Raw genomic sequence first — 13,745 nt, forward strand, 5'->3', positions numbered from 1 at the left:
CATGGCGCTGAAGTCCTCCATCCTCCACTGCGTCCTCGACGCCGAGCCGGACACCTATCATCCGGCAGACCCAGCCCTGAAAACGCTTGCCGTCAATCTCGGCTTCGAATGCGTCACGGATGTCCTTCGCAACGCAATCATCGGAATGGATGATGGTGCGAAACAAAAACGGCAGGAACTTGAAGCGGACGAAAACCTGGCGAAGGACCAGTTCCGCCAATTCGCAACGGCGGTGCAACAGGTTCGCTTTCATCTTTATGAAGCCGACCTGGGTATTCCGGGCACTTGCACGCTCAGCTACAGGGGCGAAATCACCCGGCAGATTTCCGATGCCAGAGCACCGAATTCCGCTGACGACATCATCGCCTGGCTCAGCAAGGCCGCGCCGCCGCAAACAGATATCCACCATTACTGGACGACGCCAGATGCCGGCGTTGCGATGGACAAGCCGATCGAAGCAACCACCGCGCCTGCCACCTACCGGTTGCGCGCCGCCCATGCGTGGAACGCCCCCGTGGCGCACAGGCTCTCGCTCACCCATGTCCTGCGGCTTGAGGGAATCCCGCAGGATGGCTTCTATGTCGTTCTGCCCTCCTTCAGTGGCGCAGCTCCCTCTGCCATCCCCTCCGGGACGCCGCACGGAGAGTTGTGGGATTTTACCTATGACGCAGGTGGCGGCTTTGGCGAGACCACCTGCCGCGCGCAAGCGCTTGAGGTTCCTGCCGCCTTTACGGCTGTACCGCAGGATATCAACGGGTTCCTCAGCGCCGACGGCTATCTCAAAGTTGATCCGGAGGCTGAAAACCTCTGGCGCCTCACCCAATGGTTCGAAGTTCGCGCCGCCTCTCTGATGGCGCCAGCAACGGCGCTGGCCGGCCCAGGTACCGGATCGGCTGAAGACGCCGCCTACGAAGCCTTGTTTCAGTGGCACTACGGCAGCGAAAAGAAGCCTCCTCTTCTCGACATTCCCGCACCCGCCGCTGCTTGGCTGACCGCAGCCAGCCTGAGTGCCGCGCTCGACCCCATCATTATCGGCCTGATGAAACCCGTATCCGGTAACGCGACGATGGGCGATATCCTTGCGCCGTTGATGCTGAACCTTTTTGAGCGCTATCGGGACGACCTCGCCGGGGCTTTCGCGCTGCCGGAAGACTGCTACTCTCTTGCCAAGCTGACCGGCGTGCTACGCAACACCCTGTCGCTGAACAATCCGCTGATGCGCACGGCGGCCGACATGGCTGATGCCGGCGCGCGCCGCGCATTCTGCGAGAGCCTGAAACGGGTTCACGGCCTTCAGCCCACCGGGGCTGAAACGCCGCTGGAAATCCAGCTCCTCAATGTTCTGTTGAACGCATTCGCCAGCGGAACGGCCGTATCCCTTGATGAAAAGCTCCGGCAAAACATCAATGGCGACGGGCAGGCGATCCTGCACCGGGCGCTGGCGGACGCCGGACAGCGCTTACAGGACGAAACCGGCGCCGAGACGGCGATCATCCGAGTGTTCGAAACGACCGAAAAAACTGGAAACGGTGGCGAACCAGTGACCGGGCTGCCAGCCCTCTTTGCGGCTGCCTTTGCAGCAACCCTGAACCGCTCAGGGGATATTGCACTGGTGAATGCCGTGTCGGGCGCCTTCACCGAAGCCTGGCGGTCCTATCGTATCCAACTCGACGGCCCCTTCAACGGTGCCGAGGCAGTCAGGCGCGATTCAGCAAGCGAATTCACCAAGGCGCTGCTCCGGTTTGCCGGTGAGCACAAACAGACGGGAATGCCTGCAGTTCAGCGGTTGATTGCCGTCGCCACCGGCGCCGGCTATTTTGCCGAGCGCTTGCTCAGGCTGCCGGCGGATCCCAAAAAACCGGAGCCGTTTGCCAACGGTTTCCACCGCATTGCCGATAGCCTCGTCAAAGTGCCTTTTCCCACCACATGGCCCGATGGCATCACGCCGGTGACGCCCGCCCAGATTCTCCCGTTTTTCCAGGCAAGTTACCGGGCATCGCTTGCCCCAATGACGCAGTTGGCGGCCACTTCCAGCCGCTTCGTCCCCGACCACGCCCCTGCCCCGCTGCCGATCCAGATCGCGGCCAATATCGACGGTGAAGAAATCGATGCGTTTTGCGACCATTTCAACGGCATTGCGGTCGCCATCCGCCGGATCGATACCGAAACCAGAACCGATCCATGGGCGCATGCGAGCCTCGCCGAACTGACCTGGCCCGTGCCGCTAACCGTGGACCCCAGTCAAACGGCACCAAAACCGACAGTCCCGGCGGCGCTTCATCCCATGCTACCCGCAACAAGCGACGGGCGTGGCCCGATGTTCATCCGCTATGAAGGTCTGCCCTTTGCAGCGACCACGTTTGGCAACACGGCGGCAGAAGCGCTCGCCTTGGCGCCGGAAGCCTTTGCATCCTTTTACAGCCATGGCGCCCACGATACCGAATCATCCGGCTTTGCACATGTCCCGCGCCTTGCCTATGGCCGGAATTTCGAGAGCTTCAGCTTCGCTACGACCAATGCCGGTTCCATGCCGCTATCTCTGCAGGCCGACCTGCCCTGGATGCCGAAGCCGGTGTTCGAGCCCCCAAGCAAGGGCGGCAAGCCGGACCCGCTGCTGGTCACCACAACCTGCTATCAGCGCCGCACCGCGATCGGTCAGATGGCCGTCAACGAGGTGGTGACTGCCAACAAACCGCGCCGCATTGCCATGCCGATCGACGGCGTGGCCCCACTGGCCGAAGACTATCCGCGCACGGTGATGAGTGCATTCACAGGTAGCCCAGCCGTCTGCGATATTTTTCGTGATCGCGACGGCAGCGGCACCCTCTCCATCCCCCAGTTGATCGCCCGGTCTACAATCCATCGGATCAGCAGCACCGTCCTCAGCGGCAAGCCCGCACGGCTGGTTGCCCGGCTTTTCAACACCGTGCCAGCAGGTCCGGATGACGACGGTGTCGCCAAGGCCACACTTGCCTTCCCGAAAGGGTTTGATTTCAGCGCCCTCGAAACAATCACCATCTCGCTGGACTCAGTAAGAGCGGGCACACCCACACATCAGCGTCAGCTCACCATCGAATGCGGCAAGGCCACCGCAAATGCAGCACTGACCACGACGAGACCTATCACTGTCGGCTGGATCCGGCTGTCGTTAGAATCCAACGAGCCCGCCTCTCTGAGCTTTGCCGTGGCGGACGACATCAAGCCACACGAGGTTGGCGCACCATTTCTGCTGCTCGCTCCGAGCGAGGCCCCGTGGAAGGAATCATTGCGCGGCGATGTTGCTGTATTGGTCGACACGCCGCGCGTCGGTTATCTCGATTTCGATCGATGGTTCGCCAATGCCACCCTGCGGGACGCGGTATTGGACGAGACGGCGGCCGCGAACCTGCGGCGAGCACTTCTGACCGCCTATGTCCTGCGCGATGCCGACGAGGGCCTATCGCGAGCACTCGATCGTCTGCCCGACCCGGCCTTCGAAGCTGTGCGCCTGGAGTTGACCGTGTCAGATCAACTCGACGGCAGCATCCATACCGCACAGGCTCTGATCCTGTCCTTCGGTTTCAAGCAGACCATGGCCGGCATCACCCAAAACCTTGCCGAACACGGTACGGGACAATGGAGCCCGGAGGCTCTGCATGACAAACTGTTCAAGCCGATCGAGCGCGCCTTCCAGTTCTCGATCGACATCGCTTCCGGCGCTTTAGGATTAAAGCAGCCGGATGTGTCCGCGCAGGTCAAGACATTGCAGGCCAGCATTCCGCCCGGCACCGTTGCCCGCTTGTCGATGGATGCCTTGGTCCCTGCCCGGCATTTCGCCCCCTCAGGCAAGCACCCGGCCGTTTTTCATCCGGGATTGAAACAGCAAGCCTCGCGCCGAATTGTGCCTCATGGTTTGACAGAAGCATTTTTTGCCTATCCGTCGGCAGCCATCCGGATCGAAACCATGCTGGATGGCATGCACGCCATCGATGCAGAAAGGGGCAAGGAACGGGACAAGCCCGCCATCCAGCTTGCCGCCAGTATGATAGCCGTGCGGCCGATCGAGCGATCCCGTCGCTACGATCTGCAGACACGTCCCGCGCTGCCTGATCCCGGCCAAAAGAACCACGCCCGGCAATGGCGGCTGCTCAGCGAGATCGATGTGACGACGCAGCGCTGGCGCCCAAGCGGCAGGCCGATCTACAACCACATCGCACCACTGCATTTCCGCGACGAGGACGCGCTTTCGCACCGGCCGCAATCTGCAACGGCCGCCATGCCGCTCAAGGAAATGCCCGTTAAAGAAAACGGCAAAGACCTCGGCTATCCCCTCTCCCGTTTCGAGCAGGAAGCCTTTTTCGACCGGCCGAATATCGATTCCCAGACGGTGACACAGCGTCTTTTGCCTTTGCCGGCCGTAACGGTGCTGGAACAACATTTATGGGAAGCACCGTCAGCAACCTATTTCCGCCACCGTTTCACCCTTCGCTCCCGCTATGCTGGTGCACTGAAGGAAGTGACCCGCCGCGAAGTCAAGGCGTGGATTACGGACCGGAAACTCCGCGTCCAGCCGGCCGAGGCATGGACGCTGCGCATTGCCATGCTGGTAGACCTTTCTCGAATGCTTCTGACCCGGCCGCAGCAGCGCGCCCTCATTCCGCTGACCAGCCCGCCGCGCGATGATAGCCACGTGCCAAGCACGCCACCCGTACTCGCCATCCTGCAGGAACCGCCCTTTTCACGCGGCGGACTGGCCGACCGGATAGCCGCCGAGATCAAAACCGGCTTCGGATATGGCTTTACCAAAGCCGATGCGCCCGTCGAAATTCTTGATTCACGCAAGGAGATCGGTCCCGATCCCCGCCTGACCTACCATGCCACCGAAGAAAATACCGCCCTCGGACTGGCGCTGAACGCCGAAGGGCCGATGGGATTGACCTTCGATGCGGTCAATGCGCCGGCGCCCGCCTTTCCGAATTCGATGTTCTCGCTGTCACCGCTCGATCTCAACGGCACCGAACAGAATCTCGAAGAGCATTTCCTCGGCATCTCGATGCGGCGCTATATCGATCCGAACTGGGCGGTTGAGGACGGCACCGGCGACCTATCGGGGCTGGATGCCGGTCGATGCTGGTGGATCGACAGCGACATCGCGCTTACTCCCACAAGCCTGCTCAACTGCGTCGCCGATGGCAATGAGACGCCTGTGCTCATGTTGGAGGCGGATGGCAATGGCCTGGTCATCAAGACCAGCAAGGCAGCCGTCGATGGCGGCATCGCCGGTTCCATGGAGAAAAACGTCGCCATTGCCCGCTGGAAACGGCTGTTTGCCAGCCGCCTGGCCATCCTGCACCAGCCCGTCGCCCCCGGCCGCTATTCGGCAGCGGTGTTCGTTCTGCCTGCGCAAAACCAGGGCAATGTCACGCTTGGCCATGGCAACGCGCCGCGTCTTGTCTGCAATATCGAATGGGGACCGCCAAAGGCGGAAACCCCGGCCAACCCAACATCCGTTACTCTGAAAGCCGACGGCACCCGGGCGCGTGCCACCATGGCCAGCGCACCGACCTTTCTTGCCTGGACGCGCACCGGCCGCAACTTCGACACAGTCCACACCCCTGATTTTCACGGCGCCCCCCGGCGCGGCCGATGATACCGATACGTGAGCTTCTTGCCAGGCTCGATCCGAAAACCGCCATGCTGAGCTTTGATCGCAGCGGCTTTGCGGAACGCACATGGCTTTGCGCCTCGACCTTTGCAAACTCTTTGCCGCTGCATGTGCAACGCCACCTCGCCGTTTTGACCACCGGCTACCTGAAGGAGCCCGGCCGTCCGGTCGAGCAATATAGCCGCTCGGCGCTGCTGGCCGGCAAACTGTCGGCGGCGTTGACCGGCGCAGGTGAAGAGGAAGACTGCGTCCGTATCATCGAGTTTGAAACGCCGGCTGCGATCCTGTGCGGTTCGGAAGCGAGCGTTCCCGAAACCTACCGGCGAGCCTATTTCGATCTCATTTCCACCGGCTTTGCCACCCGCGCCGATGCGGCCTCGGCGCGGCTGTTCCTCCGGTTCGCAGGGCCTCCGGCGCATCTGCAAAAATTCAGCCGCCTGACGGTCCGTCTGCGGTTTTCGGAAAACAGTACCGATCCGCATGAGGTCGCCATCGATCTGAAAAAGCATCCCGACGGATCTTTCGTGACCGCCCTTGAACTGTTCATCGAAAGAGCGACGGCAGCGAAACCACTGGCCTACCGGGCGAACCTGTTGTTTTCCAATGGAGAAACGGTGCCGGTCACATCGCTTTTTGCGACAATCCCCAACATGCTGGGCCTGCTCGCCACCGGCAACGACAATCCGGGCTTCTTCCTCGATATCGAGGCGAACGGCGACAAAGATGCGGGCGAATTCTGGGCCGATGTGTCGCTGCTACATTCGCCCGGCCCGGCCTTCATACCGCATTTTGATTTCAACTGGCTGTTTTCGAAGGCCGGTGGCGGCGAACCGGCACTCGATGTCACGCCGGCCGGACTCAATCAGATGGTCGAGGTCCAGGCGCGTATCGTCTCGGTCTCGCCGCCGATCCCGATTTCACCGACAAAATCCCAATGATCCAGCTCATTGCAACGGGAGGACATTATGGCGTTTAAAATTCTGGTAAGAAACGAGGGGGCAACGGCGATTTATGCTGTCGATCAGCAGATCGATCCGGCCATCCGCAAACTCGTTTTCGAAGACATGCTCCAAAAGGGCGATGAGGTCTGGGTGGACGCCCACTACACGGAAGACGATGAGGACAGCAAAGGTACCTTCATCTGGCGTCGAACCGGAGCCTCAGACTATGTCAAGGAAATCTGGGCAGATGGAACGTTGATCGTCGAATAGGCGCCAAACGCGCGAACGGGTGCGCCATGCGCACCCGTCGGCAATCATCACAAGCCTTGGCGATGGTCTTCGCGCTTAGAGCTTGTAGAGCATCGTGTCGTTCCAGAAGCGGTCGAGGCGCTGCAGGAGCTTGTTCATCTGGCCGAACTCGTCAGTGCCGATGCCGCCGACCTTCTGGATAGAGCCGATATGGCGCTCGTAGAGCTTGGCGACCGTTTCGGCGATCTCCTGGCCTTCTTCGGTCAGGCTGATGCGGACCGAGCGGCGGTCGACGCGCGAGCGCTGGTGATTGATGAAGCCGAGATCAACCAGCTTTTTAACATTGTAGGATACGTTGGAGCCGAGATAGTAACCGCGCGAGCGCAGTTCACCGGCCGTCAGTTCCGAATTGCCGATGTTGAAGAGGAGAAGTGCCTGGACGGCGTTGACGTCGGAGCGGCCCGAACGGTCGAATTCGTCCTTGACGACATCGAGCAGACGGCGATGAAGACGCTCAACCAGGTGGAGGGATTCCATGTAGAGCGAACGGATCGCGTCTTCGTGGGGATCTTTGGTGGAAACGACCTGCGGTTTCATTTTGGTGTTCATGATGACTGCCTCACTGTTTTGTTTGGCGGTGTATGTTTCTCTTCCCGCCTTGAGGTAGACACTATCGAATACGTATAAAATTCTACTTAAACACCAGCCTTAACAGCGCCTTACTATCCACAGCCCTTGTCTCAGGGTAAATCAATTCTTGCAGCACGTGCCTGTCGTGCCCGCTGATAGAAGATCGCAGCCCTGAAAAGCACGAAGGTAACGGCCACCGCGGCGTGCAGAATGACGAGCAGCGGCTTCTCCCCGAAAATCTGCGGATAGACCGCAAACATGACGATTTCCGCCCCTGCCGCTGCCACCCAGATCACCGGCCCCCAGGAGACCAACAGCCACAATCCAAGCGCCGCGACAGGATAGATGACGGCCAGTGCTGTCGCCGCCACCCGCCACGGAACAGGCAACAGGTCGAACCGTCCGCCCCCCCCGAAAGAGAAGCCGATCAGCATCGCCCAATAGTTGAGGCCGAACCAGAAACACGACACGGCCACCAGCCGCAGGAACAATCCGAACAGCGTTTCGGTGAGCGAGAGTTTGGGGATTTTCACAGAATCAAGGGCCATGGCGGCGAAGATAGGGCGCGGGCTGGCGCTTTGCCAGACGGATAATCCGCCTATCCTGTGGCACGATGCGTGCCCTGCCCTGCCCTGTCCGGAACGGCTGCCTCTTGTGTCCGGATGCAACGAATGATCAGCGCGCAGCTCTGTTACCGGCGGAGGATCTTGTAAAGGGCAGCAACAATGCCGATCCCGAGAAGCGGCCAAGCCGACCAGAAAATCCCGTGCCATGTCAAAATATTGATCCCGGCAATACCCAGGCTAATGACACCAAGACCTGCAACCAGCCGGTCGAAACGATTTTGAATGGCGATCCAGACCAGCGCCGACAAGACCGCAACTCCCAAAACCGGCCAGGCCGCCCAGAAAACGCCCTGCCACGACAGGATATTGATGACGATCAGCACAGCCACGCCCAGCGCGGCCAACCCGAATATCGGGCGGGTGATCGCCGGAAAGCCGTTGCTCGGCGGCCCGGCGCCATCCGGCGTCTGCCGGATGGCTGCGGTATCGGGCCTTGCCTCAGAGTGGCGCGGCGCGTCTGAAGGCGGCAATGACCCGGCAGTGCCCTCACCGATGCGCACGGCATAGCTCGGCACCCCATCAGCGATGTTCTTCACCGCCAGCGGGCCGAGGAAATCAAAACCGACCGCCACCTTGTTGCGCACCTGGTCGTAGACCGTATTGGAAATGACGATCCCGCCCGCTGTGGCCGACGCCTGCAGGCGCGCGGCAATGTTGACACCGTCGCCATAGATATCATCGCCATCGGCGATCACATCACCGAGATTGATGCCGATGCGGAACTGCATGCGTCCGTCTGCCGGCCGCGCGGCATTCTGGCCTGCCAGCTCATTTTGAACATCCATCGCTGCGCGCACACATTCAACGACGCTCGGAAACTCGGCGATCACCCCGTCCCCCCAGGTATTGATCACCCGTCCGCCATGCGCGTCGATCAACCGGGACATCGCGTCGCGGTAATGCTTCAGCATCGCCAGCGTGCCTTCCTCGTCCGCGCCCATCAGACGCGTGTAATCCTGTACATCCGCGCAGAAGATGGTCGTCAGCTTGCGCTGCGTCTCGCTCAATGTGTCGTCCATGTTTGCCTGCCTCCTCGCCTCTCAGGCTAACCCGATTGCATTCAAAAGCATATGGGGATTGCAACCTTGGGGAAAAGCCCTCCAACCGGCACGCGCGGCAAATCTCGCCGAAGAAAGCCCGCCATGGGAAAGATATTCCCCTACAAGGGGCGTTCGGCCGCATGTATTCCCGCTAACGCTTATGGCTGAAGTTGATTTTCATTCACCCGGCGCGGCGAAAAAGATTTTGGGATTAACAAAGTTAATTGCGAACGGCGGCCTAGCAGGAAACGATTTGAATGCCGGTCACTTGGCAGTCGATCCGGATACGCACCAACTTGAACATTTGGCCTCTCCTTTCGCGGAGAGGCCGTTTTTTTTGTTGCCGCAACGGAGCATCGGCAAGCCGCGTCCTCGCACACGCGGCACCGTCTAAACAGCAGAAGGAGCCCCGCAAACGGGGACCCTTTCAGACTGCGGATGATTATTTCGTATAGACCACCTTGCCGCCGTTCGCAGCCGTCTGGATGCCGATCACATTTTCGAGTTGGACATTCTTCGCCTCCAACGCCGCCATCAAGGCCGGATCATTTTGAATTTCCGCCTGGGCGTTGCTGATCGTTTCCGGCGACGGGTTGCGATAGGTCGCGGGAATCGACGACGTGTCGGTGCTGGCGTTGGTTTCCTCACCGACATTGACAATGGTCAGCATGTCGTCCGCCATCATGGACGTGGTGGAACTCGTGGTCTGCGCATAGGCGAAACCACCGAGCGAGGCCGCAGAAAGAGTAGCGGCAAGGGCAAGTGTAATGAAAGTTTTCATCGTCTTCTCCTCTGTTTGGAAGCCCCTCACCGCTCATCGGTGATTTTCATCAGGCTTTCCGCAGGATGAGTTCAGAACTGGACAGGGCCGGGATAGTTCCTTCACGGCCCACCTTTTCCACATAGGGAAACGCAGAAGCTCCGCAGATGGGATGATGAAACGCCGCACCTCAAGCATTTTCCTTTGATGAGCGCCCATGATAAACCGCGACGAACAGGACGAAGCTGACGAAAGACGATCGCCATGACCGACAAGACCGATACCGTTGACCTCATCACCGGCCACCGCCGCATGCGCCGCAACCGCAAGGCAGACTGGAGCCGCCGGATGGTGCAGGAAAACCGGTTGACAGTGGATGATCTGATCTGGCCGATTTTCGTCGTTCCCGGCACGAACATCGTCGAGCCGATCGATGCCATGCCCGGCGTCAACCGGATGAGCATCGACAAGGCCGTGGAAGCAGCAAAGCTCGCCGCCGATCTCGGCATCCCGGCGCTGGCGACCTTTCCGAATGTCGATATTTCGCTGCGCGACGACACCGGCTCCAACAGCCTTGCCGCCAACAACCTGATCAACGAGACGACCCGCGCCATCAAGAAGGCCGTGCCGAACATCGGGGTCATCACCGACGTGGCACTCGATCCCTTCACCAGCCATGGCCATGACGGTATCCTGCGCGGCGGCGAGATCGTCAACGACGAGACGGTGGCGCAGATTGCCAGGGCCGCGGTGATGCAGGCCGATGCGGGTGCCGATATCATCGCGCCTTCCGACATGATGGACGGACGGGTTGGCGCGATCCGCCGGGCTCTCGATGCGGCCGGACACCAGAATGTCGGCATCATGGCCTATGCGACCAAGTTTGCCTCGGCCTTCTACGGCCCCTACCGTGAAGCGATCGGCACCAGCGGCCTGCTCAAGGGTGACAAAAAGACCTACTATATCGACCCGGCCAACGGCACCGAGGCTATGCGTGACGCCGCCCTCGACGTCGAGGAAGGTGCCGACATGCTGATGGTCAAGCCCGGCCTGCCCTATCTCGATATCTGCTGGCGGATGAAGGAAAGTTTTGGCCTGCCGGTGTTCGCCTATCAGGTGTCGGGCGAATATTCGCAGATCAAGGCCGCCGCCGCCAATGGCTGGATCGACGGCGAGCGGGTCATGCTCGAAACGCTGCTTGCCTTCAAGCGCGCCGGCTGCGACGGCATCCTCAGCTATTTCGCGGTTGATGTGGCACGTATTCTGGCCAAGCGCTGATACCGGCCCGGCCGAAGAAGCCAAAAACACCGCGCGCTCAGACGGGCGCGCGCGAAGCTCTGACCCGGTTGCGGCCGGCATCCTTGGCTCGGTAGAGGGCGGCATCGGCGTGGGCGAGAATGTCGCTCCATGTCAGATGCGCTCCACCGGCCACGCCGAAGCTTGCCGTCACCGTCAACACTTCACCATCCGGAGCCTCAATCGGGCACCTCTCGATCGCCATCCTGAGCTTTCGCGCTTTGCAAGCAGCTTCAGGCGGCGAGCCGCTCTCCAGCAGGATCGCAAACTCTTCCCCACCGAAGCGGGCCAGATAACCTGATTGCCCAATAGAATGGCGCATCAGGTCGGCGATGGCGCGCAAGACGATGTCGCCAAAGGGATGGCCGTAGCGGTCGTTGATCGATTTGAAATGATCGATATCCAACAGGATCAGGTATTTCGCCCCGTCCATCGCCATCGCGGCCACTTGATCCTCCAGCGCGCGCCGGTTGAGAAGACCGGTCAATCCATCGGTCGTGGCAAGGATTTCGAGCTGCCGCGTCAGCAGCGTCCGCTCATTGAGCCGCTGTGCAAGAACGCCGATGGCGCCGTAGAGCCTTTTAATTTCCTGTACGTCGCCCGGCGACGTAACCAGACCGGCCGGGCGCTCGTCGGCAAGGGCGACAACGGCCTGTGCACCTCGAAGCAAAGGCCGCAGGATATAGATCTGAACTGCTGCAACGAGACCGAGCACAAGCATCAGCAACACGGCCGTGGTCAGTCCGTTGCGGTAAAGTGTCAACAGCGCTTCCCGCTCCCCCGCCTCGAACTGGCTGACGATCTCGGTCAGATAGATGTTTCTCATGTCGCCAAGCGGCTGCATCAGTGCGACATAGCGTTGCGTCAGGCTCACGCCATCAAGAGAGAAACGACCGCTCCTGCGGCCGATCGCCATCTGCTCGTCGATCAGCGCAAGGCCGTCCCGCATGAAGGTATCTTCCGCCTCCTGACGCTTCAGCCGGATCGGGTCCGATACCGGCAACGCAGAACGCGGGCCGACCAGATCCCAGACTTCAAGCAGCCTACCGCGCGCAGCGCTGCTTGCAGCGATATCCTGTGGCGTGACACCTGTTCCCGCTGCCATCGGTGCAATCAGGTAGGAGCCCAGACGCCCAGCATATTCGCGCAGATCGCTGAGCGCGATGCCCTGCACGACGATGGCGGAGAGGTCTGGATCTCGTCTCAGGATTTCTCCACTCTGCCACTCGATGATCCTCCGGTAGGAATCCCTCGCCACGAACATGGCGCCGATTGCCGCGTGGATTTCTTCGTAACGCCGGGCATGGCGCGGTTGTTGCCCGATCGCTCCGATCAGAGCACGCGCAGCGGCAAGCCGGGCATGGACGTCATCAATCATCGCATCCGGTATGTCGCGCCGCTCCAGTTCACGCAACGCGGCGTCGGTGTCCCTGACGAAATCACTCCATCTCCGGCGAGCCTCGGTCTGGCCCGTATCCGCTACGGTCATCAGGCTGTTGGCCGGCCCTCTCTCCGCAGAAATGAAATTTGCCGCATCGAAGATCGCCGTGAACTGGCGCATGTTTTCCGCGCCGGCCTGGGCCTTGCGGAACGCATCAATTGACGCCGATATCGTCGAGGTGGCCAGCAGCAGGGTGCAGACAACCGCCAGCAGCGCCATGCACCAGAGATGGGCCCGGAGACCGCCGAAACGGCCGGTATTGGTATCTGCATGGAGACTGAGGGGCATGATGAGGAACCGGTAACTGCGGATATATCGCTGCTATTCAACAAACTGGCTGGGAACCAGTGTCTTTTAGGAAGATGAGCCTCCCAGATTTGCAGCGCGCATCATCGTTAGCACACTCATATGAACGCAGACTGAAGGCCGCCCCATTACAGATTTGCCCGCCCGGCGGATTTGCATTTTTGATACCGCTTCCCATATCAGATAAGAACTGGAGACACAGACATGAGCGTGCAGGACGAAAACCTCAGAATCCCCACCAACGACTGGCGGGCCTATCAGGGCGTGCTGAGCCGTCGCGTTATGGCGTTCATCATCGACTATGCGATCGTCGGGCTTCTCTGGATTCCCGCCGCTGTCGTCGTGTTCTTTCTCGGCATCCTGACGTTCGGCCTTGGATTCCTGCTTTATCCGGTCCTGTTTGCCGGTCTTGCCATGCTCTATTTCGGCATGACCGTGGGTGGCCCGAAACAGGCTTCGCCCGGCATGAGCATGATGGGATTGGCGATCGCCCGCACTGACGGGCGGCCGATGGATTTTCTCACCGCCATCGTCCATCTGGTGATCTTCTGGATTGCCAACGCGATTCTGACGCCGCTGGTGCTGCTGGTTGGCCTGTTCACCGATCGTGGACGCCTGTTGCATGATCTGCTTATCGGTACGGTCACTGTCCGGCGCGAGACATTTTGATTCCTGCGCAGGAAGGGCTGTTGCTAAACTAGCCCTTCCCCGCCTATCCCGGCTAGATCACGCTTTATTGCCTCGCAACGCGACAGTTCAAAAAGTCGCGATTGACCTTTTCTAATCTTGCGCCATGCTAATGTTATCCAAGC

The 13,745-nt window shown here is 60.3% G+C and carries 11 protein-coding genes; 6 read left to right on the plus strand and 5 right to left on the minus strand.

The window, feature by feature from the left end; genetic code table 11:
• Position 1: 1 nt before the first annotated feature.
• The 3 genes from ASD36_RS00175 to ASD36_RS00185 are packed head-to-tail and all read left to right on the plus strand — an operon-like array spanning position 2 to position 6,855.
• Positions 2–5,629 (plus strand): hypothetical protein, encoded by a 5,628-nt coding sequence (locus ASD36_RS00175; RefSeq protein WP_060502186.1) that lies wholly within the window; start codon positions 2–4, stop codon positions 5,627–5,629.
• The gene (locus ASD36_RS00180; RefSeq protein WP_060502187.1) at positions 5,626–6,582 is read left to right on the plus strand and encodes a hypothetical protein; all 957 of its coding nucleotides are present in this window, start codon (positions 5,626–5,628) and stop codon (positions 6,580–6,582) included. Before ASD36_RS00175 ends, ASD36_RS00180 begins: the two co-directional genes overlap by 4 nt.
• 27 nt (positions 6,583–6,609) lie before the next feature.
• Positions 6,610–6,855: a hypothetical protein gene (locus tag ASD36_RS00185; RefSeq protein ID WP_060502188.1), complete on the plus strand. Its 246-nt coding sequence runs from the start codon at positions 6,610–6,612 to the stop codon at positions 6,853–6,855.
• Between the two features lie 75 nt (positions 6,856–6,930).
• Here the strand turns inward: ASD36_RS00185 and ASD36_RS00190 are convergent, their stop codons facing one another.
• The 3 genes from ASD36_RS00190 to ASD36_RS00200 form a co-directional block, all read right to left on the minus strand.
• Entirely contained in the window at positions 6,931–7,443 is a 513-nt protein-coding gene (locus ASD36_RS00190) for a MarR family winged helix-turn-helix transcriptional regulator (protein WP_037107503.1), read from the minus strand.
• A gap of 131 nt (positions 7,444–7,574) precedes the next feature.
• Positions 7,575–8,012 (minus strand): DUF6163 family protein, encoded by a 438-nt coding sequence (locus tag ASD36_RS00195; protein ID WP_060502189.1) that lies wholly within the window; start codon positions 8,010–8,012, stop codon positions 7,575–7,577.
• A gap of 143 nt (positions 8,013–8,155) precedes the next feature.
• Positions 8,156–9,097 carry an adenylate/guanylate cyclase domain-containing protein gene (locus tag ASD36_RS00200; protein WP_060502238.1) on the minus strand — a complete coding sequence of 314 codons (942 nt, stop codon included), beginning with the start codon at positions 9,095–9,097 and terminating at the stop codon, positions 8,156–8,158.
• 193 nt (positions 9,098–9,290) lie between these two features.
• Here ASD36_RS00200 and ASD36_RS30415 point away from each other — a divergent pair, with 193 nt between their 5' ends.
• A complete protein-coding gene (locus ASD36_RS30415; protein ID WP_156393789.1) occupies positions 9,291–9,524 on the plus strand; it encodes a hypothetical protein in 234 nt (77 codons plus the stop codon).
• A gap of 48 nt (positions 9,525–9,572) precedes the next feature.
• Here ASD36_RS30415 and ASD36_RS00205 read toward each other — a convergent pair whose 3' ends face one another.
• Complete coding sequence (locus ASD36_RS00205) at positions 9,573–9,911, minus strand: hypothetical protein (RefSeq protein WP_060502190.1); 339 nt, start codon at positions 9,909–9,911, stop codon at positions 9,573–9,575.
• A 243-nt stretch (positions 9,912–10,154) separates the two neighbouring features.
• Here ASD36_RS00205 and hemB point away from each other — a divergent pair, with 243 nt between their 5' ends.
• Entirely contained in the window at positions 10,155–11,168 is a 1,014-nt protein-coding gene (gene hemB / locus ASD36_RS00210) for a porphobilinogen synthase (RefSeq protein WP_060502191.1), read from the plus strand.
• Between the two features lie 37 nt (positions 11,169–11,205).
• Here the strand turns inward: hemB and ASD36_RS00215 are convergent, their stop codons facing one another.
• Positions 11,206–12,915 carry a GGDEF domain-containing protein gene (locus ASD36_RS00215; RefSeq protein ID WP_060502192.1) on the minus strand — a complete coding sequence of 570 codons (1,710 nt, stop codon included), beginning with the start codon at positions 12,913–12,915 and terminating at the stop codon, positions 11,206–11,208.
• Between the two features lie 222 nt (positions 12,916–13,137).
• Here ASD36_RS00215 and ASD36_RS00220 point away from each other — a divergent pair, with 222 nt between their 5' ends.
• Positions 13,138–13,602: an RDD family protein gene (locus ASD36_RS00220; RefSeq protein ID WP_060502193.1), complete on the plus strand. Its 465-nt coding sequence runs from the start codon at positions 13,138–13,140 to the stop codon at positions 13,600–13,602.
• Positions 13,603–13,745 lie beyond the last annotated feature (143 nt).

The organism is Rhizobium sp. Root1334 (genome assembly GCF_001426665.1).
GTDB lineage: Bacteria > Pseudomonadota > Alphaproteobacteria > Rhizobiales > Rhizobiaceae > Pararhizobium.